Below are 23,931 nucleotides of genomic sequence, written 5' to 3'. Positions count from 1 at the left end.
ATATTTAGAAATAGTTTTTAGATTGTGGTCCCTGGTTAAATAACAAGTCAACCATGCTTAGGTTTGGTTTAAAACCTTCCCGATCATCAAAAACCTGGAAATATGACCTGAGTTCTGTATCATGCTCTGTGTTTTTAAAATGGATCTTTGTTCTAAAATCAAGTTCCGGATCAATTTCTTTAATGTACTCCGCTGTAAAGCTAAAATCTGTTGGCTTTTTAAGCTGTTTCATCAGCCATTGGAGTATTTCGAAGTTAAAATCAAACAGGTTGGTGTATTTCGTATGATAAAACTTTGAAAATTCATCTTCATAGAACTCAAAATAAGCTGAATTCCGATAGCAGCTTTCCAGACTTTTCCAATGTAAGCGTTGCCAGTTGAAATCATTGCTGATCCGAACGTCTTTGATCTTTGTATGTCCGTTATTGCCCCGTATTACCGGTACGATGAGGTCTAATGTTCCATTTGGTGAATAGATGCGCGCCCGGTTTCTGTAGGTTTGTTTAGGGAAATGTTCCTCTGTCTCTAATAAAATAGCCCCCTCAAACTCTTTCAAACCAGAAAAATAACTAACTGGTGGCAGATAAAAAAGCGGGAAAATAGCCGAACTTTGCATATGATGATTTATGTTTGCATTCTCAATTCGCCAAATTAATGATAAAAAAAACCTTTTCTTATATAGGAATATTTTTTTTAAACTTTTTGTCTTTACTCCCCCTCCCGGTGTTGTACGTATTTGCATCACTGAGCTATTACCTGCTATATTATATTATTGGTTACCGCAAAAAGATAGTACGGGAAAACCTCATCAATTCATTTCCTGATAAAAGTTTGGAAGAGATCATAAAGATTGAGCATACCTTTTTTAAGTTTTTCTCTGCGCTGATTTTTGAAGTCATTAAATTACCGGCGATCTCTGACAAGGAGCTTAGCAAAAGGGTTAAGTTTAACAACCTGGAGATTGTAGAAGCCTATTTTGAGCGTGGTGAAAGCCTGATTGCCTATACCGGCCATTATTCAAACTGGGAATTGGGAATGATGGCTTTGGGATTGAGAACTCCTGGTAAATGTTATGTAATCTACAAACCACTCAGCAACCCTTACTTTGAATCGTGGTTTTACAAATGGCGTACACGCACAGGCAATATATTTATACCGATGCGGCAAACCTTAAGGGCCCTGGCAACCTCAAGAAATCAGCCAACCATGTTTTGTTTTGCCGGAGACCAGACACCGGTTAAGGGTGATGCGCGCCATTGGATAGATTTTCTAAATCAGCCTACTGCAGTTTTAACCGGCGTTGAAAAAATAGCCGTGCAAACCAATCGTCCTGTAATCTATTTTAATATGAAGTTGGTTAAAAAAGGCTATTATGAGGTAGATTGCGATACGATTTGTACCCATCCAAAAGATACAGCAGAAAATCAGATCACTAAAATGTGTTTCAATTTTCTGGAAGATATAATTAATAAAGACCCCGCTTACTGGCTTTGGAGCCACAGGCGATGGAAACATAAACCCGAATTGCAGAATAATGGAGCCTAGTGTAGCAGTAGTGATTTTAAATTGGAACGGACAAGCGATGCTTGAGAAGTTCCTGCCGTCCATTATCCTGTCAAAATACAACAATTTACAATTAATAGTTGGAGATAATGCGTCTACAGATCACTCTGTAGCATTTATTGAAGAAAACTATCCCCAAATACAGATCATCCGAAATGATCACAATTACGGCTTTGCAGAAGGCTACCGCAAGATCCTGGAACTGGTAGATGCAGATTATTATGTGTTACTGAATTCTGATGTGGAGGTTCCTGAAAACTGGATCCAGCCGGTGGTTGATCTGATGGAGGCTGATGCACAGATTGCCGTGGCACAACCGAAGATTAAGTGGCAGAAGAACCGGAGCTCTTTTGAATATGCGGGTGCTGCCGGTGGCTTCTTGGACCTTCATGGCTTTCCGTTTTGCAGAGGCCGTCTTTTTGATACGGTTGAAGCAGATCATGGGCAATATAATGATTCAATTGAAGTGTTTTGGGCCAGTGGTGCGGCATTGTTTATTAAAAGCAGGCAATGGAAAGAAGTGGGCGGATTAGACCCTGACTTTTTTGCGCATATGGAAGAGATTGATCTTTGCTGGAGGTTAAAGAACCTGGGTTATAAGATTGTTTATTGTCCTGATGCAGAGGTTTACCATGTTGGTGGCGGAACATTAAGCGCTAACAATCCGTATAAAACCTATCTGAACTTTAGAAATAACCTGATCATCCTTCAAAAGAACCTGCCGTTGGGTGATGCTTATTTCAGGATCTTTATCCGCTTTTGTATAGATTTTGTAGCCTTGCTTCATTTCCTGCTGCAGGGCAAGATGCAGTTTGCACTGGCTGTTAGCAAAGCACATATGTATTTTTTAAGAAACCTTTCTGCAAATGCGAAGAAAAGAACTGCAAAGCAGGTTAGCTTTCAAAAACACACCGGCCAGTATCCTTCCAGCATAGTTTATGCGTATTTTGTTGCTAAGATCAGGTACTTTAGTCAGCTGAAATAGTAAGGGATCTTGTATCAATTGACAGGTTATGATCAGGTACATGCTATTATTTAAATTATAAGAAAGCTGATTTGTCAGCTCAAATTTAAATTACAAGAAAGCTGATTTGCCAGTTCAAACCGCATTTAGCTGAATTACCTTAACCCTTTAACAGGCTTTCAATTGCCAAGCGGTAGCCATCCATTCCGAAACCGGTTAAAACGCCTTTACAGTTTTTACCGGTTAGAGATACATGACGATATTCTTCGCGGGCGTAGATGTTAGAAATGTGGACTTCTATTACGGGGGTTTTAATGGCAGCGATTGCATCTGCAAGGGCAACTGAGGTATGGGTGTAACCACCGGCATTGATCACAATTCCATCATAGCTGAAACCAACTTCATGGAGCTTGTTGATCAGCTCACCTTCAACATTACTTTGGTAATAATCGATTTCAAGAATGCTGTAGATATCACGCAGCTGCTGCAGATATTCTTCAAAGCTTAAATTTCCGTAGATGCCTGGCTCACGTAATCCCAAAAGGTTTAAATTTGGGCCATTAATAATTTGTATCTTCATCAGTTCAAACTTAAAGTTAAAAACTTACAGTAGAAAATTTTTGTGTGATAAATAAGAGCTACCTAAAATCCTTTAAAAACTACCTCAAACTGGAACGTGCCTTTTCTGGTAATTCCATAGATGCATATTTAAATGACATCAATAAATTGTTCCAATATTTTGAATCTGTAAACAAAAGCCCTCATTTAAAGGATATTACTGAGGCAGACTTAAAGTTATTTATTTCATGGATCAATGAGCTTGGAATGCTGCCAAGCACCCAGGCCAGGGTGATTTCAGGATTAAAATCTTTCTTTGGTTTTTTACTGATGGAAGAGATCATCTCTGAAGATCCTTCTAAAATGCTGGAATCACCGAGATTGGCTAAAAAGCTGCCGGACGTACTTAATATTCATGAAATTGAAGATTTAATGGCTGCCATTGATGCGTCAAAACCTGATGGCATGCGCAATAAGGCTATATTGGAAGTTTTATATGGTTGCGGATTAAGGGTGTCTGAATTGCTCAACCTGCGTATTTCGAATGTTTTTTACGATAATGGATATATCAAAGTCATTGGAAAAGGTAATAAACAGCGGATCGTACCTATCGGAATGTCTGCACTTAAATTTCTAAAGATCTACCTGGAAGAAAGCCGGGTTCACCTTGACATAAAAAAAGGATTTGAAGACTATATTTTTTTAAACCAATCCGGAAGTCAGCTTTCAAGGATTTCTGTATTTAATCTTGTTAAAACACTGGCGTCAAAATGTGGTATTACCAAAAGCATCAGTCCCCATACTTTCAGGCATTCCTTTGCAACGCATCTGATTGAAGGCGGTGCCGATCTGCGTGCCGTGCAGGAAATGCTTGGCCATTCCAGTATTACAACAACGGAGATCTATACCCATCTTGACCGGGATTATTTACGCGGGATCATTACGGATTTTCATCCAAGACGCTAATTTTAATTAAAAGGCTATTATTTAGAGATTTATGCCTTGTGCTAAAGTGCATAGTTAATGTGTATTTGATCATGTAATTGAAAATGCAGTTAGATCAAAGATGTTTTTTGAGCCGGTATGATCATGAGCTAACAGGTCAATCGAGCTCATTAATGTGTATTTGATCATATAATTGAAATGAAGCTACCAGATTAAAGATGTTTTTTGAACTGATTGATCTTGAGTTAACAGGTTAATCATAGCCGAACAGGGACATAATTTTTCAAAGCAGATTAAGATTTGGGTAACGCACAACGGACCATCCGGTCTTTTCCCTGCATATCTTTACGCAATTCGATGCCAATGAATCCTTTATCTTCCAACATATTTATCGTTTCTTTTCCTAAATATTCATTGATCTCAAAATAGAGCAATCCTCCATTCTGAAGGTTTAATTTAGCAAAATCAGCTATTGCTTCATAAAAGATCAAAGGACGCTCGTTAGATACGAAGAGCGCCAAATGCGGTTCGTTCGAAAGAACATTCTGATGCATCTCTCCCATTTCATCCGCTTTAATGTAAGGCGGGTTACTCACAATCACATCAAATTTCTCATCGCTGTGATAGGTAATTATATCCGCATGAATAAAACTAATATCCAGACCATTTAATAATGCATTTTCTTTAGCTGTGTTCAAAGCATCCTCAGAAACATCTAACGCCGAAACTGCTGAATCAATAAGGTTCTTTTTTAAGGAAATGGCAATACAGCCGCTTCCGGTTCCGATGTCAAGTATTTTATGCAGTCTTCCTGATGCATCTGCTATGATCCAGTCTACGAGTTCTTCTGTTTCAGGTCTGGGAATGAGCACTGCTGGATTTACTTTAAATGGTAAGCCATAAAACAGCGTTTCGCCCAATATATACTGAACTGGTTTTCCATGCTTTAATTCCTGCAGAACTTGCCTGTATCTGGATTCCAGATGCTGCTCAAGGAACTCCGCTCCTTTGAGGATCAGCTGCATCTTATTAAAACCAGAAAGATGATGTACTAGCATATGGTAGATGGAAACCACCTCCTGATCATCATAAAGTCCGGCTAACTCTTCTTTAAACTGAGGCAATAACTGCTTTAAATTCATGCCTTACAAAAGTAATTAAATTGAACAATATAGCTTACTTTTGCTTCGATGACGGATGAATTATATATGCAGCGATGCCTTGAACTTGCCGAAATGGGGATGGGAAATGTAAGCCCAAACCCAATGGTTGGTTGTATAATCGTTAATAATGGGAAGATCATTGGCGAAGGATACCATGCTAAATTTGGTGAGGCCCATGCTGAAGTAAACGCTGTGAAGGAGGTTACCGATAGATTTGGTGAAGCTGCTTCCGCATTGCTTGCAGATTCTACTGCTTATGTAACACTGGAACCATGTGCCCATTTTGGGAAGACCCCCCCTTGTGCTGATCTTTTGATCAGACACCAATTGAAAAAGGTGGTGATCGGTAACCGGGATCCTTTTTCTGATGTCGATGGCAAGGGAATTGAAAAGTTAAAAAATGCAGGGATCAACGTAGTAACCGGTATTCTTGATGAACAGTGCCGTGCTTTAAATCGCCGGTTTTTTACCCGGATCAACGCCCAGCGCCCTTATATTATATTAAAATGGGCAACTACGGCTAATGGGTTCTTTGCGCCTAAGAATACCATTCAGCAATGGATTAGCGGGCCTTTATCAAAAAAACTGGTTCATAAATGGAGAACTGAAGAAGATGCCATATTGATTGGTAAACAAACTGCAATTGCAGATGATCCGCAGTTGAGCGCCCGGGAATGGCCGGGTAAAAACCCGATCCGGATTGTGATAGACCGGAACCTGCAGGTTCCATTGACCGCTAAGATCTATAATGATGCCGCAAAGACCGTAATCATCAATGAGATTAAGTCTGCCGTTGAGGGGAATATTCAATACCTTCAAATGGAAGATATGCAATATTATTTACCTCAAAAAATAGCCTTTCAATTGTACCTGATGGATATTCAATCGGTTATCATTGAAGGAGGAGCCAACATATTGAATCAATTTATTTCAGGAGGTCTTTGGGATGAAGCCAGGGTATTTACCTCAGGAACTTCATGGGAAGACGGAATGGCATCACCCCAGGTCCACGGGATCATTACAGAACAATACGAAGTAGAGAAGGACAAGCTAACCATTTATCAAAATTACAGTAAAAAATGATCTATTTAATTGTAAGCGTCTGCTGTAGTGTAACCGTAGCGGTGCTGTTAAAATTAGCCCGAAGATACCGGATAAATATATTTCAGGCTGTTGCATGGAATTACTTCTTTGCTATTTTATTGAGCATTATCTTTTTTAAGCCTGACCTGAATTCCCTGCTTGAAAACCAGGTATCAGATACCTATATCCTGCTCGGGATTTTATTGCCGGTTATATTTTGGTTTCTCGCCGCTTCAGTACGTAACATTGGAATTGTTAAAACTGAAACCGCACAGCGTTTATCACTCTTCATTCCAATACTTGCATCTTACTTTTTATTTAAAGAGCATTTTACAGCACTGAAGGTTTCTGGTTTATTAATTGGCCTTATTGCTATCTTTTTGATGCTCAGTAAAAAGACAGATCAGAAAGGTAAGAAACTGGATTGGATCTATCCCCTGATTGTATTTATAGGTTTTGGCGTAATTGATATCCTTTTTAAAAAAGTAGCACTGATCAAATCAATACCATACACCAGCTCGCTGGTCATTATATTTGTATTGTCATTCATTCTGTCCTTGTTATCATTGCTATACCTTTCTATGGTTAAAAAGCAGAAGTTACAACTGGTCAACTTTCTGTGCGGATGTATCCTTGGCTTTTTCAATTTCTTTAACATCCTTTTTTACCTTAAGGCGCACAGTGCGATGGCCGATGAACCATCAACAGTTTTTGCAGCTATGAATATTGGTGTTATTGTTACAGGCAGCATCATTGGCATTGTGATCTTTAAAGAGAAATTGAATAAGTTAAATTATGCCGGCCTCTTTTTAGCGGTTATAGCCATCATTTTAATCACTTTAACACAGATCTATGCTGTTCGATGATACGTACAGAACCATATTGGCAGAATCTGAGGGGCTGTTTAGAGATAAGGGCAGCAAGTTTATAGCGTATGCCTACCCCATTTCAACTGAGGATGAGGTAAAAGGAATTCTTCAAAAACTCCGTTTGGAGCACGCCAAGGCCAGGCACTTTTGCTGGGCGCTGCGTTTAAGTCCGGATCGTTCTGTTTTCAGGATCCAGGATGATGGTGAGCCTTCGGGGACTGCCGGCAGACCGATATTAAATACGATGCTTTCTGCTGATGTTACCAATTTATTGATCGTTGTAGTCAGGTATTTCGGTGGGACGCTTCTTGGTGTTCCCGGGCTGATCAACGCCTATAAATCTGCGGCTGCAGATGCGCTTGGTGCTGCCAGCATTATTGAAAAAACAGTAAACGATATTTATGAAGTCCATTTCAGTTACCTGGTGATGAACGATGTGATGCGCCTTGTAAAAGAGGAACAGCTTTCGGTATTGTCACAACACTTTGATAACGACTGTACCCTTAAGTTTGAAGTTAGGAAAGCAAATCTAAATACAGTTATTGGCAAGTTTGAAAAGATTGACGATCTGCTGATAAAATATCTGTTCACTGCCTGATCATTTGAAAAATTTAATGACTAGCTTTATTGTACTAAAAAAACATAAAGCTTAACCCCTGATTAATAATGGAATACTACTATTCACATAAATAAACAAACAAATATTAATCTGTTTATGTTGAATATTTAGATAAATGAATGTGAAATGTTAAGGAAATTTAAAGATAATTTAGCACTAACCTTTGTAAGCTCTTTATTGAGTGCTTATGAAACTGAAGAATTAGAATCCGGTAGAAGACTTATTTCTACGATTGCAGGCGTATATTTTGTACAAAAAGGAATTCGTGATATGGGTAAGAATCCAGTTAATGGAATCCAAAAATTAGTGCTTGGCGGCATTTTATTATATACCTCTGCAAGTGATCTGAATAAAAAGATCACCAAAAAACCTAAAGAGCTTTCTGATATCAGGAAAAATCAAATCCAGGGAAACGATCCGAGAAGCGTTCCGGAATTTGTATAGCGCGCTCAAAAGTAGATGTTCTTTTACAAATGGTATTTCTAATCACCAGGTTGACCTCAAACTATTTTAGTCATCTATTTAGCCAGAGACCTGTTTAGCTTAAGATTTAAAATGTTATAACTAAAGTCCAGTGCAATTAAGTACTGGACTTTGCAGTATTTAATCTTTTTATCAGGATCAGCTCAATTAAAAAGCCAGCCAGTACACCTATGGTATAGGCCAGGAAGTCACTCCAAAGAAACCCCTGCCCTAAAATTAACCGGCCTGGTATGGTCTGCCTCATGTTATTGATCCATTCTGCCTGGTAGAGCTGGCTGGTTTCTACAAGGTAACAAATGGACAAACTGATCAATGCGATTAACCTGATGCTGGAATTAATCAGCAGGAACCTTACTATAAAAAAGATCATCAATGCCCATAGTGCATCGCCGGTGGCTAATGGGATCCCAGAGATCTTCCTTGATAAAAGCCCGAGGAATACGATTAAAATAACCATTGCAGCATATAAGATCCTTGTTCTCTTCATTGTTTCTATGTTCAGGTATACATGCGCTATATGAATTCTTATCTGGCCTTAAAGATAAATATATGGCTTTATTTACGGTATAAAAATGCCCTTAACATCTAATTGGATTGCAGAGTTGATTTTTTGCCTATAAAAATGCCCCCATTAAAAGATGCGCACTGCTTTTAATAGGGGCATTTGATTATTGTCATTTTTCCTGATTGTAATGCAGGGCTTTTATTGTCTATTTCAAAAGAATTATTATTATTTTGAATGGCCTGTCATTACACTTATTTCTTAGTTGGCTTAGAGCTCATGTAAAAAGTAAGCTTACCACCACTGGTAATGTCTGCATGTTTGATGGTATGCGTAGTTAATGGTTTTCCATTTAACAATACTTTTTGAACATATACATTTTTATCACTCTGGTTGATCGCTTCTATATTAAATGTTTTGCCATTTTCCAGTGTCAATGCTGCAGATTTAACGGCCGGACTTCCTAAAGAATACTCATCAGAACCTGGAGAAACCGGGTAAAAACCTAAAGAAGAGAACATATACCAGGCACTCATTTGTCCGCAGTCGTCATTTCCGCCCAGACCATCTGGTGTTGGTTTATACTGCATCTTTAAGATCATACGAACCCTTTCCTGCGTTTTCCATGACTGATCGATCCAGTTATATAAATACGCCACGTGGTGAGCCGGTTCGTTGCCATGAACATAACCGCCAATGATTCCTTCTCTTGTGATGTCCTCTGTATCCGCAAAGAAAATGTCTGGAAGGTGCATGGTAAATAAGGAATCCAATCTGGATGCTACTTTTTGTTTTCCGCCCATTTCAGCGATCATAGATACCGGATCGTGTGGTACAAAGAAACTATAGTTCCAGGTATTTCCTTCAATGAAGCCCTGGCCATGTGTACTTAAGGCATCAAAATCTTTTTTAAAGGAACCATCCGCCATTTTTGGTCTCATGAAGCCGATTGATTTATCAAATACATTTTTCCAGTTGGCAGAGCGTTTAGAGAATTCCTGGTAAACAGCTGTACGGTTTAATTTCTTAGCCATTTGCGCTATACACCAATCATCATAAGCATATTCAAGCGTGTTCGATACAGACGTTCCGCTGCGTTCTGCTGCGATATAACCTTTATCGATGTATTCGCCAATGCCTTCATAACTGCGGTGATTGGCTGTAGTGATACAGGCATCCAGTGCCTGGTTGGCATCACCATTGTAAACTCCTTTGATGATCGCATCAGCAACAACAGAAACACTGTGGTAACCACTCATACACCAATTGTCATTTGCGTAATGTGACCATACCGGAAGCATTTTCAGGGTACTCTGATCATAATGTGCCATCATAGATTTAACCATGTCGTTATTTCTGGATGGCTGCATGATGTTAAAGAACGGATGTAATGCCCTGTAGGTATCCCAAAGAGAGAAAGTAGTATAATTCGTAAACCCGTTTGCCTGGTGTACATTTTGATCTAAACCTTTGTACTGGCCGTTAACATCGCTGTAATTTGTTGGGTTAATGAATGCATGGTACATCGCGGTATAGAAGTTGATCTTGTCGTCTTCAGATGTTTCTACCTTGATTTTATTTAGTTCGGTATTCCAGGTAGCCTGGGCTTGCTGCTTAACTTTTTCAAAGTCCCATCCTGGTGCTTCTGCACGCATATTCTCCAATGCATTATCCTGGCTAACCGGCGATAGCGCAAATTTGATCTTTACCTTTTCATTCTCTTCTGTACTGAAATCAAAATACATTCTGATTCTTTTACCGGCTATTTCCGGGAAGTTCTTTGTTTGGTCAAACTTTCTCCAGAAACCTTTATAAACCTGGCTAGGCTCAAAGTTCTTCTGTCCGTAGCTTTTAAATGGTTTAGAGAAAGACATGGCAAAATATACGGTACGCGTACGGGCCCATCCATTGGTTTGTCTGTAACCGGTAATTAATGTATCATTTACTACACGTACGTATGTCCAAACTGTTTTATCATCATAGTTGTAAATTCCTGACATGAGGTCAAGGATTACGTGCGACTGCTCTGATTTGGGGAAAGTATACTGGTGCATCCCTACCCTTGTTGTTGCGGTCATTTCTGCGGTGATGTTGTTATCATCCAGTTTAACTTTATAATATCCGGCTTCAGCAACTTCATTATCATGAGAGAATGCAGAACGGAAACCTGATTTAGGGTTGCTGGCAACACCCGGGTTTAACTGAAGCTTGCCTTGTGTTGGCATGATCAGAAAATCTCCAAGATCAGAGTGCCCTGTTCCGCTAAAGTGCGTGTGGCTAAAACCAACAATCGTTTTGTCTTCATATTTATAACCGGCACAATACTTATATACATCACCATTGTACTTGCCGTTAAGCTCGTAAGAGAGTGTATCTGTATCCGGACTTAATTGTACTGATCCAAACGGGACGGTTGCTCCCGGATAGGTATGGCCCATTTTTTGGGTACCAATGATTGGTTTTACATATTTAACCAGGTTTTGTTGGGCACTAACCGATAGGGACGGCAGTAACAAACAGTAGAATAAGATTTTTTTCATGTTTTAACTTAAATTCTAATCATTTCTTAAAAAGCCTAAGATATAAAAAAATATCATAAAAAACAGTGATTACAGTTGTGCTATATCGTTTAACTATACCGTATACTCTTCAACTTTTTACAAGTCCTTGACGCCTGTAATGAAAATGTATGGTTAAAAACCTTTATTTTTGCGGCTGAATAAATCACAATGAGTAAACTCGGTAGAATATTGGTAGCCATGAGTGGCGGGGTAGACAGTTCGGTAGCGGCAGTAATGCTGCATGAACAGGGGTATGAAGTAATTGGCTTAACCATGAAGACCTGGGACTATGCTACCTCCGGAAGCTCCAGTAAAGAAACGGGTTGCTGCAGTCTGGACAGCATCAATGATGCACGTACCCTGGCTGTAAATTATGGTTTTCCTCATTATATATTAGACATCCGCGATGAGTTTGGTGATTTTGTGATCGATAACTTTGTAGATGAATATCTATCCGGACGTACTCCAAATCCCTGCGTACTTTGTAATACCCACATTAAATGGGAAGCTTTATTAAAACGTGCCAATAAACTGGATTGCGAATTTATTGCGACCGGTCATTATGCCAACATCAGGAAACAGGAGAATGACCGTTATGTGATTTCTAAAGGGCTCGATGAAAACAAAGATCAGTCTTATGTACTGTGGGGGGTTTCTCAGGAAAACCTTGCCCGTACTAAATTTCCTTTAGGTTCTTTTGCTAAAGCGGATATCCGCCAGATGGCCATGGATATGGGACAGGAAGAACTGGCTAAGAAAAGCGAAAGCTACGAGATCTGCTTTGTTCCGGATAACGATTACCGCTCATTCTTAAAACATAAAGTTGAAGATCTGGAAGACCGTGTGGCCGGAGGTAACTTCATTCTGAGTAACGGGATGGTTGTTGGTCAGCATAAGGGCTATCCTTTCTATACCATTGGACAGCGTAAAGGCCTTGGTATTGCATTTGGTGAGCCTATGTTTGTGATCCGCATCCTTCCGGAAAGTAATACCGTTGTTTTAGGCAGGGCCGATGAACTGGAACGTGGTGAAGCTATGGTTAGAAACATTAACCTCGTTAAATATGCCAACATTAATGAGCCTTTAGACAATGTAGTTACTAAGATCAGGTATAAGGATGCTGGTACTTTAAGTACTATTGTTCAGGAAAAGGATAGAATGCGTGTGGTATTTGATCATTCTGTATCTGCAGTAGCACCGGGCCAGTCTGCAGTATTTTATGAAGGGAATGACCTTTTAGGCGGCGGTTTTCTTTGCTAACGTTTGAATATAGTTAATCCAGTTCATTAGATATGGTGTAGGGTGCCGCGGTTTTTATCCGTTTACCTTTATATCTTTCGAAATAATAATCTACCCTTCCAAGATTTATTCCTGCAAAACCGACCTGGTTAATGGTGGTCAGGTTTCCACTAAGATTTTGTACATCCTCTGGCTCATTCATGAACGTATGGGTATGTCCGCCTATAATAAGATCAATGCTCCGGTTGTTTTTCGCCAGGATCTGATCCGATACCTTGTCGGTCGGATATTTATAACCCAGGTGGGATAAGCAGATCACGAGGTCGCACTTTAAATCGTTTTTTAGCAGATCTGCATATTCATTTGCTTTGGCAATCGGATCCAGGTAAATGGTACCTGTATAATTTTTACCTTCAACCACACCGTCCAGCTCCAGGCCGATGCCCAGCACCCCTATTTTTAATCCACCTTTATTAAAGATCTTATAAGGCTGGGTTGATTGATGGAGCACGGTATTTGAGAAATCATAATTGGCAGACAGGATTGGAAAGTTGGTATGCGGCAATTGCTTTAAAAATCCTTCCAGGCCATTGTCAAAATCATGATTGCCCATTGTTGAGGCATCATAGCCCATAGCCGTCATCAGTTTCATTTCTACTTCACCACCATAGAGGTTAAAATACGGTGTACCCTGAAAAATATCTCCTGCATCAAATAAAAGAACGTTCCTTTCTGCCGCCCTGATTTTTTTGATTAATGAAGAACGTCTCGCAGTTCCGCCCAGTCCCTGGTATTTGGAACCATCCATTGGAAATGGCTCTACCCTGCTGTGTACATCATTGGTATGCAAGATGGTAAGTTTTATTACATCGCCGGCAGCAATGGCATCGAATGCATTCAGGCTTAAGGCTGCAGATGCAGCAGCAACCCCTCCTGCCTTAATAAAATTTCTGCGGTTAAATTTTTGTAATTCTTCCATCTGTCTTTGAATTTATGATTTTACCTGCGGCTTCAGTTTCTTTAACATAGTTCATCAGCGCATTTCTGACCTTTAAGCCTAAAGCTGTTTTGCTGATTGGCTTTTCGAAACCAACCGTATGATCGCCGCCACCGGATATATAGTCGGTAGTTAACACGCTATAGCTTTTATTGGGATCGAAGGGCTTTCCATTGATCCATACATCTACAGGTAGTTTATTTGCAATCTTCATCCTTAATCGTGATACCGGCTGTCCGTTGGTACCTGCAATAAAATTTAAGAGCCGCTGTACATCTTCACCTTTCAGGGTGAAAACATACAATTCATTTTCAAAAGGCATCAATTCGAATACATGGGACGTGGTGATGTCGCCTTTTGGAAAATCAACCCTTAAGCCGCCTTTAGTTGTTGGTATGGCAAAATCAATGTTCGGATCCAATTTAAGTGCTTGTTCGGTTACGGCATCGGCAAAGAAATTACTGAGCAGGCTTTCTGGTAAGGTATCACTACTTTTTTTAGACAACAATAGTGCAGAATGCCCGATTACCTTACTCATCTCTGCTTCCAGGCGTCCTTTATACGGAAGATAGGTGTTGATAATGCTGCTATCGGGTGCAATATCATTGCTAATCGAATATTCGTTTCTTGTGGACTTTATAACCTGGTAGCTGCTGCCGGATCCTGACTTGATCAGGGAGCAGGATGCAAGTGTTAAGGAGAGCAGAAGTAAAAGCTGATTTCGGAATGGCCTTAAAAGTTGCATATGATTTTAACGGCTAAGCTAAGGTAAACAATACAAATGGGTGTTAAAAAAAAGAGAAATCCTGGTTAAGGATTTCTCTTTTCTTATGCAGCTGGTATAGACTACAGGTTTTTTGTAATGGATTCATCCATCGGTTTTGTTGCGGAACGGAAACGATGAACAAGCTGTCCTTTTTCATTAATTAAGAACTTCTCAAAGTTCCATTTAATATCACCTGTAAAATCAGGATTCTGCTGTGTAGTCAGGTATTGGAATAATGGATTGATGTCTTCTCCTTTAACACTTGTTTTTTCACTAAGCAGAAAGGTAACACCAAAGTTCTTTTTACAGAAATCCTGGATCTCAGAATTTGTAGCCAGCTCTTGTCCGCCAAAATTTCCGGCAGGGAAACCGATCAGAACTAATTTTTTACCGTATTGCTTGTGCAGTTTTTCCAGATCTTCATATTGTGGTGTATAACCGCATTTTGAAGCTGTATTAACGATCATGATCTTTTTGCCTTTAAATGAGGATAGCTTAACATCTTTTCCATCTATTGTCTTTAAAGAGAAGTCGTAAACGCTTTTTGCAGGAGGTGTAAAGAACATGCTCAGCAAGATTAATAATGTATTCATAATTTCGGTTTTTTTATACCTACGAAGTTAAGCGATAAAAGTTTAGTAAATTATAATAATAGCGTAAAATAGTTGATGTATTGCCCAATGAACCACGAAGCCAGCAGATATTGGATTTCGACGTTATACACAATCTTTAATTTACTTTTGGTTTCTAATCCTGCTCTGGTACAGTAAGAAACCCTATTTAGATTCTTGCTTATTGTGTCAGGAATCTGGAATATATTTAGACTTTTTAAAATTTATTTGTCATAAAAATGGATTCATATTTTGTAGTTCGGCTTATTTATAGCTTTATTTGCAGAAAAACGTTCTGAATGGCGAAGAATTTACTGATAGTTGAGTCACCTGCGAAAGCAAAAACCATTGAAGGGTATTTAGGGAAAGATTTCCTTGTTAAATCGAGTTACGGACACATTCGTGATTTGGTTAAGGGGGATATGGGGATAGATATTGCCAATGATTTTGCTCAAACCTATGAGGTGCCATCAGACAAAAAGCAGGTTGTTGCAGAACTGAAGAAGTTAGCAAAAGAAGCAGAAATGGTTTGGTTAGCTTCCGATGAGGACCGCGAGGGAGAAGCCATTTCCTGGCATCTGTATGAGACACTTGGTTTGAAAGAGAATAAAACAAAGCGGATCGTTTTTCATGAAATTACAAAGCCTGCGATATTAAAGGCCATAGAAACACCACGAACTATAGATTATAACCTGGTACATGCACAACAGGCCAGACGCGTGCTGGATCGCCTGGTGGGTTTTGAACTTTCTCCGGTTCTATGGAAAAAGATCAAGCCCTCCCTTTCTGCAGGTCGTGTGCAGTCGGTTGCCGTTCGTTTAATTGTAGACCGGGAGAGAGAAGTTAATCAATTTAATGCGTCTGCTGCATTTAAAATAACTGCACAGTTTTTAACCGGTAAGGGAAAAGAACTGGTTAAAGCAGAATTGTCACAACGATTTGAAAAGGAAGCCGATGCAGAAAAATTCCTTACGGATTGTATTGGTGCAGGTTTCTCGGTGGCATCCTTAGAAACCAAGCCTGCGAAAAGAAATCCTGCCGCTCCATTTACCACATCAACCCTGCAGCAGGAAGCTTCCCGTAAATTGGGTTATTCTGTTTCAAGAACGATGCAGATTGCACAGCGCTTGTATGAAAGCGGACGCATTACCTATATGCGTACCGATTCGGTAAATCTATCAGAAACGGCATTGCTCGCTGCTGCCACAGAAATTAAATCAGCCTGGGGAGAAAAATACCACCAGCTAAGAACCTATAAAACAAAGTCTGCAGGTGCACAGGAAGCTCACGAAGCCATCCGCCCTACTTATTTTAACCACCATACCGTTCCCGGAGATAGTTCTGAGCAACGCTTATATGAGCTGATCTGGAAACGTGCCATTGCTTCACAAATGAGTGAAGCCTTGTTTGAAAAAACCACCGCACAAATTGGGATCAGTACCCGTAAAGAGAATTTGGTTGCTGAGGGTGAAGTTTTAAAGTTTGACGGATTTCTTAAAGTATACCTGGAATCCAGCGATGAAGAAGACCTGGAAGAATCTGAAGATACCAATATGCTGCCTCCATTGGCACGGGGACAAGAGTTGTTCCTGCGTGAAATGAATGCTACTGAACGGTTCTCCAGACCGCCGGCAAGATATACCGAAGCAAGTTTAGTTAAGAAATTGGAAGAGCTTGGTATCGGTCGCCCGTCTACCTACGCCCCTACTATTTCTACGATACAGAATCGCGGATATGTAGTTAAAGAAGATCGTGACGGTCGCCAGCGTTCATTCAGTTCCATTGTTTTGGCTGATGGTGCCGTTAAAAAACAGATCAAGACTGAAATTACCGGTGCAGAGAAATCGAAACTGTTCCCAACGGATATTGGTGAAGTGGTGAACGATTTTCTTGTGGAGCATTTTAAAGATATTGTAGATTTTAATTTTACTGCAAACGTTGAGAAGGAATTTGATGAGATTGCTCAGGGCTTGCAGGAATGGACAAAAATGCTCCACTCCTTCTATACACCTTTCCATATTGAAGTAGAAACTACGCTGGAAACGGCCGACAGGGCTAATGGTGAGCGCTTACTGGGCGTTGATCCTGCTTCTGGTAAGAATGTATATGCCAAAGTAGGTAAATTTGGTCCCCTTGTCCAAATTGGACAGAATGACGATGAAGAAAAGCCCCGTTATGCGAGTTTAGCTAAATCACAATCTGTAGGGACTGTTACCCTTGAGGATGCGTTAGAGCAGTTTAAACTTCCTTTCCAGCTGGAAGATTATGAGGGTAAAGAAGTATCTGTTGGTGTAGGACGCTTTGGTCCATATGTAAAATGGGGCGATGCTTACATCTCTGTTCCTAAAAATGAAGATCCGTTGTCTATTGACAGGGACCGTGCGATAGAAATTATTGGCGAAAAGATTACTGCAGATGCACCCGTTGCACATTTCCAGAACTTGCCGGTAACAAAAGGAAAAGGGCGTTTTGGGCCATTTATTAAATGGAACGACCTTTTTATCAATGTTTCTAAAGCCTATAATTATGATAACCTGAGCCAGTCTGATATTGAAGAACTGATTGGCAAGAAAATAGAGAAAGAAGCCAACCGTTTTATCCAGACATGGGATACGGAGAAGATTGCGATTGAAAATGGCAGATGGGGACCGTTTATCCGTTTTGGCAAAGAAATGCTGAAGCTGCGTAAAAACCCGGCTACCAATGATAAGTATACTCCGGAAGAACTGGCCGTAATTTCACTTGATGAAGTAAAGAAACTGATTGTTGAGCAACTTCCAAATGCTTTTGAACCGAAAACTAAAAAGGCAGCCGCTAAAAAAACTGCCGCAAAACCTGCTGCTAAAAAGAAAGCTGCAGTGAAAAAATAGTCATATCTTAAAGAGATATCGTATGAAAAAAGACCTTCCCGAAAATATTGTCGAAGATGTGGCAATGGCCATTGTGCTGGTTAATGAAAGTCCGGAAGTTAAAAACTGGACGGTTTATCTGGTAAACCTTAAGGATGTTCAGATTGATAATGTATTGATCAGCTCTAAAGGCTATGGGGAGAAAGACGGTAAAATGGTAAAAACATCTGTTCTGAGACATTTTCTGGGAGACGTTAAACCTCAGTCCTTTGCAGGTGTTGAGGCCATTGATACGGAAGTATTTGGCCTGACCAATGAATATTGGTTAAGCTATTATATGGCTGGAAATATCTACGATAAAAAGTTCATTTTCCTTCCGGAAAGCATTGTTGATGAAAACCTGATCCGCATTCCCATTGTAAATATGCCGGGTGTTATGATCAAATAGATTTTTTAAACCCACATATTTTTGCCTACCTTAATGCGCATCATTTACCAAATTGAAACGCATGAGCTTTTTACAATCCCCCTATTTTCAAAAAAACAAAAAAACCTTCCTGATTAGCTTTGCAGCCCTGATTTTCATCGCTGTTGCTATATTTATTTTCTTTAAAAAAGAGAAGCCTGCTGATTATAATCAGAAATATGCGAAGTATGTTGAAGCATATACCTCTGGTACGATCTCTAAAAAAAGCTTTATCAGGCTCCACCTGGCTAGCCAGGTAAAAACAATGAATGATGTTGGTGTTGCCGATGATCGTGATCTGTTCAGCTTCTCTCCTTCCATCAAGGGTAAAACCTATTGGGTCGATGCACAGACGGTAGAGTTTAGACCCGACGAACCGTTACAGCCTTCTAAAGAATACGAAGCTACCTTTAACCTCAATAAGGTTACAGAGACTGAGGAAGGACTGGAAGAATTTGAGTTTAGCTTTCGTGTAATTAAACCCGGCATAACCCTGGTTCATAATGGATTAATCTCTCAGAATAATACCTCGATGGATTATATGAAGCTTACCGGAGAACTGAGTACTTCAGATCAGGAAGATCCTAAAGCTATTGAAAAAACGCTGAAACTCGACTTTGCCCAGGATCTTAAAATCAAGTGGCAGCATAACCCTGAAAAGAATACCTACGCATTTACCATTGACAGCATTAAAAAGAGCAATGCTGAAGCTGCCCTTAAACTTAAATGGTCTGGTGATCCGATTGATGCCGATACTGAAGGCGAGGCAGCAGTTAATGTTCCCGCAAACGGTGTGTTTAAAGTGCTTGACATTAAGGCCGTTCAGGACCTGGAAGATTTTGCTTTGGTGCAGTTCTCTGAACCCGTTGGCGTTGCCCAGGATCTGTCCGGGTTGATCACCATTGGAACGATATCCGATATGCGCTATACCATTGATGGCAGCCAGGTGAAGATCTATGCCCCCGTTAACCTCGAAGGTAATTATACCCTTTCCGTAAATCCAGGTATTGAGAATATTAATGGTAAAGGGCTTGGTGCCGGAAAGACGGCAAATATTGTCTTTGAGAATAAGCTCCCTGCGGTAACCATTGCTGGTAGCGGCACCATTTTACCAAACTCCGGTAAGCTGGTATTGCCATTTGAAGCCGTAAACTTAAAAGCAGTTGATGTTACGGTAATTAAGATCTATGAAAATAATATCCCCCAGTTCTTTCAAACCAACGGTTATAAGGATGGTGGTGACCTTCGGCGGGTTGCAAAGCCGGTTATTCAAAAGACAATTCGCCTCGATGAAGATAAGGCACTCGACCTCCACAAAAAGAACCGCTTTACCCTGGATCTGGACCAGCTGATTAAAACTGAACCCGGTGCCATGTACCGCATTACCATTGGTTTTAGAAAGCAGTATAATGTTTTTAAATGTACAGAGGCTGATGATAACGCAGCCAATAATGCGGAGAATGGTGATAACGGAGAGAATGCAGCAAGCGATGAGAACGATGAGAACGTTGAGAACGGTGATGAATATGGCAGTTATGGTGGTTACGGTGAGAGAATTGATGAAGACGATGACTTTTGGCAGAATTATAACGGTTATTATCCGGATAATTACAGCTGGGAGGAACGCGAAAATCCTTGTACAGATTCTTATTATACCAATGAGCGCTGGGCAAGCCGCAACATCATAGCTTCCAACATCGGTCTGATTGCCAAACGCGGCAATGACAACAGCATGCTGATCATTGCTACTGATCTCTTAACTGCAAAACCGATGAGTGGCGTTAGTCTTGAATTGCTGGATTATCAGCGTCAGACAATTCTTACCGTGAAAACGGATGGTGATGGCATGGCCTCATTCGATCTTAAAAGAAAGCCATTTCTGCTCATTGCTAAAAATGGGGATGAACGCGGCTATCTGAAAATGGACGATGGCAGCTCACTCCCACTGAGTCGTTTTGATGTTGGTGGTGATGTGGTTCAAAACGGATTGAAAGGTTTTATTTATGGTGAACGTGGTGTTTGGCGCCCTGGTGATTCCATATTTGTCTCCCTCATTCTGGAAGACAAACTTAAAAAATTACCTGGCGGCTATCCGGTTACCTTTGAATTATATAATCCTAAGGGGCAATTGGTTAAAAGAATTATTGATGGCAAGCCCCTAAATGGTTTTTATACGTTTAAAACGGCCACTGAAAGCACTGCCCCTACCGGAAACTGGCAGGTTAAAGCTAAAGCCGGCGGGGCCACATTTAACAAAGCCATTAAGATTGAAACCATCATGCCCAACAGGCTGAAAATCAATTTTAACATCGGCAATGCAAAATACCTGGGGCTTGGCGGCTCTTCTTACGCTACGCTTTCTGCAAACTGGCTGTTTGGTGCTCCCGGCAAGAACCTGAAGGCCAAGGTTGATGTGAACCTCAATACCATGAAAACTACCTTTAAAGGATTTGAAGCCTATGAATTTGATAATCCTACGGTCGTTTTTGAATCGCAGGTTAAAACCATTTTTGAAGGTACGCTGAATGAAAACGGCAGCGCACAGGTTAGTACCCGATTAAATGAGAATAAAACGGCTCCCGGCATGCTTAAGGCTAACTTTAGCACCAAAGTATTTGAAGCCGGTGGTAATTTCAGCATTGATAACTTTAGTATCCCCTACCATGTTTATGATAACTATTACGGCATTAAAACCCCTGAAGGTGATCGCCTGAGCGGAATGCTGGTTACCGGTAAAGACCATAAGATTGACATCGTTAATGTTGACCGCAATGGTAAATATATGACCGGCGGCAAAACCGTTGATGTAGAGTTGTATAAGGTGCAATGGCGCTGGTGGTGGGAACAGGATGACGAGAACTCCTTTGCCAACTTTACCCAGAACTCGTACAATAAGCTGATTAAAAAGGAAAACATCACCATATTTAATGGAAAGGCCAGCTGGAACCTGCGCATCAATGAGCCGGAATGGGGCCGTTACCTTATCCTGATCCGTGATTACAATGGTGGCCACGTAACCGGTAAATCTGTTTATATAGACTGGCCGGGATGGGCACAGCGTGAACAGGGTAGCAACCCTACCGAAGCTTCTATGCTCTCCTTTACTGCGAATAAAACGAAGTTTAATGTTGGCGAGGATGTGGTACTTACCATTCCTTCTGCCAAAGGAGGCAGAGCTTTGATCTCCATTGAAAATGGCAGTAAGGTTTTAAAAACCTTCTGGGCTGACACGAAAGCCGGACAAACACAGTTTACATTTAAGGCGGAGAAAAATATGGCCCCGAATGTTTTTGCAAATGTAACCTTGTTACAGCCGCATGCACAAACGGTCAATGATCTGCCTATCCGGATGTATGGCGCCATTCCTTTACTGATCCAGGATCCGCAAACCATTTTAAAACCGGTTATTAAAATGGCTGATAAGCTGAAGCCCGAAACGGAAAGCAGTATCACGATCTCTGAACAGAATGGTAAGGCAATGACCTATTCTATTGCCATTGTTGATGAAGGTTTACTTGATCTGACCAGGTTTAAAACTCCTGATCCCCACGCTGTTTTTTATGCCAGGGAAGCCTTGGGTGTAAAAACATGGGATCTGTTTGACTATGTTCTTGGTGCCTGGGGTGGTAACCTGGAGCGCATCTTAAGCATTGGCGGTGATGGCAGCATCAACAGGAACCTGAATCCTGCCAAAGCCAACCGGTTTATTCCTGTAGTAAAGTATCTTGGTCCTTTTGCACTGGGAAGCGGAGGCAGCAAAACCCACAAGTTTAAACTGCCTCAGTATATCGGTTCTGTACGGGCCATGGTTGTTGCCGGTCAGGATGGTGCTTACGGTTTCGCTGAAAAATCTGTAGCCGTTAAAAAACCACTGATGCTGCTCGCTACCCTGCCACGTGTTATTGGTCCCGGAGAAACGTTTACGCTGCCAGCCACTGTATTTGCTACCGAGAACAATCTTAAAAAGGTAACCGTTCAGCTTCAGGCGCAGAATCTGCAGGTAGTTGGTAGTAAAACCCAGCAGCTCGCATTTAAGCAGCCCGGTGAACAACTGGCTTATTTTGAAATTAAAGCGCCTGAAATTACAGGTATAGCCAAGGTGAAGATCATTGCACAAAGCGGCAGTGAAAAAGCTGTTTATGATGTGGAAATCGATATTCGCAATCCAAATCCGTATGTTACCAATGTGGTTTCGGCAACGATCCAGCCGGGAACCAGCTGGAACCTCAGCTATCAGCCCCTGGGCATGGCGGGTACCAACTCGGCTTCGGTTGAGGTGTCATCCATTCCACCAATCAATCTTAAAAAACGATTGGGATACCTGATGCAATATCCGCATGGCTGTGTGGAGCAAACCACTTCTTCGGTGTTTCCGCAATTGTTCCTGGATCGGTTAACCGCACTTACTGAGACCCAGAAAGCTACTGCAGAACGGAATATCAAGGCTGGCATTGCGAAGTTACGCGGATTTCAAACCACAGATGGCGGACTAGCCTATTGGCCGGGTGATGCTGCCGCTGATGAATGGGGAACCAATTATGCCGGACATTTCTTAGTCGAAGCACAAAGTAAAGGATATACCCTGCCTGTTGGTATGTTTGATGAGCTGGTTCGTTACTTAAAAGCTAAAGCCGGTAACTGGAGCCCGAACAGTACCAATTTTTATGGCGGCGATTTATCTCAATCGTACCGCTTGTATGTACTGGCATTGGCTAAGCGGCCTGACATTGCTGCAATGAACCGGTTAAGGGGTTTTGAATATTTGTCTGTAGCCGCTAAATGGAGACTTGCAGCAGCTTATAAGCTCGCCGGGCAGGCTGATGCTGCAAATGGACTGATCAGGGGTTTAGAAACCCAGGTTAAACCTTACAACCAGCTTGGCGGGACCTATGGCTCTGACGTTAGAGATGAGGCCATGATCCTGGAAACGCTTACTTTACTGGGACGTAAGGCCGAAGCCGCACAGCTGCTCCAGCCCCTTGCTGTTAAATTAGGTAATGATACCTGGTACAGCACGCAAACTACCGCATACAGCTTACTCGCAGTTGCTAAATTCTGCGGACAAAATTCATCCGCTGCGAACCTGAAATACAATTACACCTTCAATGGTAAAAAAGGTAAGGTGGATGCTAAAGATTATATCAATAGCAATGTATTGGCGGCTGCCGGAACTGTGGCATTGACCAATACCGGTAATCGCGTTTTATTTACGAGGCTGATCTTACAGGGACAACCTGCAGCCGGACAAAATAATTTCCAGCCTAATAATCCGGATATCCTTGATATCAATGTGAGTTATAAATTATTGAACGGTAAAGCACTGGATCCGGCATTGTTAAAACAGGGAACTGATTTTTATGCTGAAGTAACGATCAAGAATCCTGGTAAAATGGGTTATTATGAGCAAATGGCCTTAACCCAGATCTTCCCTTCCGGATGGGAGATCATCAATACCCGGTTAAATGATAACGAAAGTATGGTTGCCTCATCACCTTACACGTATAGAGACATCCGTGACGACCGCGTATTTACTTATTTTAACCTCCGGGAGAATGAAACGGTTGTTTACAAAGTGCTTTTGAATGCGTCTTATGTTGGCCGTTACTATTTATCTGCCGTACAATGCGAAGCGATGTATAATAACAATATCAGTGCAACACAAAACGGTAAATGGGTACAGGTAGTTAAGTAGA

Annotated in this window: 19 protein-coding genes; 11 read left to right on the top strand and 8 right to left on the bottom strand. The window is 40.9% G+C overall.

Annotation, left to right across the window (positions count from 1 at the left end):
• Positions 1-4: 4 nt before the first annotated feature.
• Positions 5-616, bottom strand: coding sequence for a WbqC family protein (locus tag ATK78_RS03865; RefSeq protein WP_133574728.1), 612 nt, complete (start codon positions 614-616; stop codon positions 5-7).
• A gap of 86 nt (positions 617-702) precedes the next feature.
• Between ATK78_RS03865 and ATK78_RS03860 the strand changes: the two genes are divergently transcribed.
• Positions 703-1,545, top strand: a complete 843-nt coding sequence (locus tag ATK78_RS03860; protein WP_243732431.1) for a lysophospholipid acyltransferase family protein — start codon at positions 703-705, stop codon at positions 1,543-1,545.
• Positions 1,535-2,548: a glycosyltransferase family 2 protein gene (locus ATK78_RS03855; RefSeq protein ID WP_133574726.1), complete on the top strand. Its 1,014-nt coding sequence runs from the start codon at positions 1,535-1,537 to the stop codon at positions 2,546-2,548. Before ATK78_RS03860 ends, ATK78_RS03855 begins: the two co-directional genes overlap by 11 nt.
• A gap of 139 nt (positions 2,549-2,687) precedes the next feature.
• Here the strand turns inward: ATK78_RS03855 and aroQ are convergent, their stop codons facing one another.
• On the bottom strand, positions 2,688-3,107 hold the full coding sequence (aroQ, locus tag ATK78_RS03850) for a type II 3-dehydroquinate dehydratase (protein WP_208112292.1): 420 nt from the start codon (positions 3,105-3,107) through the stop codon (positions 2,688-2,690).
• A gap of 44 nt (positions 3,108-3,151) precedes the next feature.
• Between aroQ and xerD the strand changes: the two genes are divergently transcribed.
• Positions 3,152-4,051, top strand: a complete 900-nt coding sequence (gene xerD / locus ATK78_RS03845; RefSeq protein WP_208112291.1) for a site-specific tyrosine recombinase XerD — start codon at positions 3,152-3,154, stop codon at positions 4,049-4,051.
• Positions 4,052-4,323: 272 nt separating this feature from the next.
• Here xerD and prmC read toward each other — a convergent pair whose 3' ends face one another.
• Positions 4,324-5,172, bottom strand: a complete 849-nt coding sequence (prmC, locus tag ATK78_RS03840) for a peptide chain release factor N(5)-glutamine methyltransferase (protein ID WP_133574724.1) — start codon at positions 5,170-5,172, stop codon at positions 4,324-4,326.
• Between the two features lie 48 nt (positions 5,173-5,220).
• On the opposite strand from prmC, the gene ribD reads away from it, so the two are divergent.
• The 4 genes from ribD to ATK78_RS03820 all read left to right on the top strand — a co-directional run bounded on the left by ribD (position 5,221) and on the right by ATK78_RS03820 (position 8,208).
• Positions 5,221-6,276 carry a bifunctional diaminohydroxyphosphoribosylaminopyrimidine deaminase/5-amino-6-(5-phosphoribosylamino)uracil reductase RibD gene (gene ribD, locus ATK78_RS03835; RefSeq protein ID WP_133574723.1) on the top strand — a complete coding sequence of 352 codons (1,056 nt, stop codon included), beginning with the start codon at positions 5,221-5,223 and terminating at the stop codon, positions 6,274-6,276.
• Positions 6,273-7,142: an EamA family transporter gene (locus tag ATK78_RS03830; RefSeq protein ID WP_133574722.1), complete on the top strand. Its 870-nt coding sequence runs from the start codon at positions 6,273-6,275 to the stop codon at positions 7,140-7,142. Before ribD ends, ATK78_RS03830 begins: the two co-directional genes overlap by 4 nt.
• Complete coding sequence (locus ATK78_RS03825) at positions 7,129-7,743, top strand: IMPACT family protein (RefSeq protein WP_133574721.1); 615 nt, start codon at positions 7,129-7,131, stop codon at positions 7,741-7,743. Before ATK78_RS03830 ends, ATK78_RS03825 begins: the two co-directional genes overlap by 14 nt.
• 147 nt (positions 7,744-7,890) lie before the next feature.
• Positions 7,891-8,208 (top strand): hypothetical protein, encoded by a 318-nt coding sequence (locus tag ATK78_RS03820; RefSeq protein ID WP_133574720.1) that lies wholly within the window; start codon positions 7,891-7,893, stop codon positions 8,206-8,208.
• A 136-nt stretch (positions 8,209-8,344) separates the two neighbouring features.
• Here ATK78_RS03820 and ATK78_RS03815 read toward each other — a convergent pair whose 3' ends face one another.
• Together ATK78_RS03815 and ATK78_RS03810 are read right to left on the bottom strand one after the other, a co-directional pair.
• Positions 8,345-8,734 (bottom strand): ribosomal maturation YjgA family protein, encoded by a 390-nt coding sequence (locus ATK78_RS03815; RefSeq protein WP_133574719.1) that lies wholly within the window; start codon positions 8,732-8,734, stop codon positions 8,345-8,347.
• 269 nt (positions 8,735-9,003) lie between these two features.
• Positions 9,004-11,289 carry a GH92 family glycosyl hydrolase gene (locus ATK78_RS03810; RefSeq protein ID WP_133574718.1) on the bottom strand — a complete coding sequence of 762 codons (2,286 nt, stop codon included), beginning with the start codon at positions 11,287-11,289 and terminating at the stop codon, positions 9,004-9,006.
• 189 nt (positions 11,290-11,478) lie between these two features.
• On the opposite strand from ATK78_RS03810, the gene mnmA reads away from it, so the two are divergent.
• Positions 11,479-12,570: a tRNA 2-thiouridine(34) synthase MnmA gene (gene mnmA / locus ATK78_RS03805; RefSeq protein ID WP_133574717.1), complete on the top strand. Its 1,092-nt coding sequence runs from the start codon at positions 11,479-11,481 to the stop codon at positions 12,568-12,570.
• Positions 12,571-12,583: 13 nt separating this feature from the next.
• Here mnmA and ATK78_RS03800 read toward each other — a convergent pair whose 3' ends face one another.
• The 3 genes from ATK78_RS03800 to ATK78_RS03790 form a co-directional block, all read right to left on the bottom strand.
• Positions 12,584-13,528: a bifunctional metallophosphatase/5'-nucleotidase gene (locus tag ATK78_RS03800; protein ID WP_133574716.1), complete on the bottom strand. Its 945-nt coding sequence runs from the start codon at positions 13,526-13,528 to the stop codon at positions 12,584-12,586.
• The gene (locus tag ATK78_RS03795; RefSeq protein WP_133574715.1) at positions 13,506-14,291 is read right to left on the bottom strand and encodes a 5'-nucleotidase C-terminal domain-containing protein; all 786 of its coding nucleotides are present in this window, start codon (positions 14,289-14,291) and stop codon (positions 13,506-13,508) included. The genes ATK78_RS03800 and ATK78_RS03795 overlap by 23 nt, the downstream gene beginning before the upstream one ends.
• 101 nt (positions 14,292-14,392) lie before the next feature.
• The gene (locus ATK78_RS03790; RefSeq protein WP_133574714.1) at positions 14,393-14,905 is read right to left on the bottom strand and encodes a glutathione peroxidase; all 513 of its coding nucleotides are present in this window, start codon (positions 14,903-14,905) and stop codon (positions 14,393-14,395) included.
• Positions 14,906-15,222: 317 nt separating this feature from the next.
• Here ATK78_RS03790 and topA point away from each other — a divergent pair, with 317 nt between their 5' ends.
• From topA to ATK78_RS03775, 3 genes are all read left to right on the top strand, one after another.
• Positions 15,223-17,793 (top strand): type I DNA topoisomerase, encoded by a 2,571-nt coding sequence (gene topA / locus ATK78_RS03785; RefSeq protein WP_133574713.1) that lies wholly within the window; start codon positions 15,223-15,225, stop codon positions 17,791-17,793.
• Between the two features lie 22 nt (positions 17,794-17,815).
• Entirely contained in the window at positions 17,816-18,220 is a 405-nt protein-coding gene (locus ATK78_RS03780) for a hypothetical protein (protein ID WP_133574712.1), read from the top strand.
• 61 nt (positions 18,221-18,281) lie between these two features.
• A complete protein-coding gene (locus ATK78_RS03775) occupies positions 18,282-23,930 on the top strand; it encodes an alpha-2-macroglobulin family protein (protein ID WP_133574711.1) in 5,649 nt (1,882 codons plus the stop codon).
• Position 23,931 lies beyond the last annotated feature (1 nt).

Origin of the sequence: Pedobacter metabolipauper, from assembly GCF_004362715.1 — a bacterium.
In the GTDB taxonomy this organism is placed as follows: Bacteria; Bacteroidota; Bacteroidia; order Sphingobacteriales; family Sphingobacteriaceae; genus Pedobacter; species Pedobacter metabolipauper.
The sequence above is the reverse complement of the archived record's forward strand: the minus strand, read 5'-3'. Positions and strand labels throughout refer to the sequence as shown.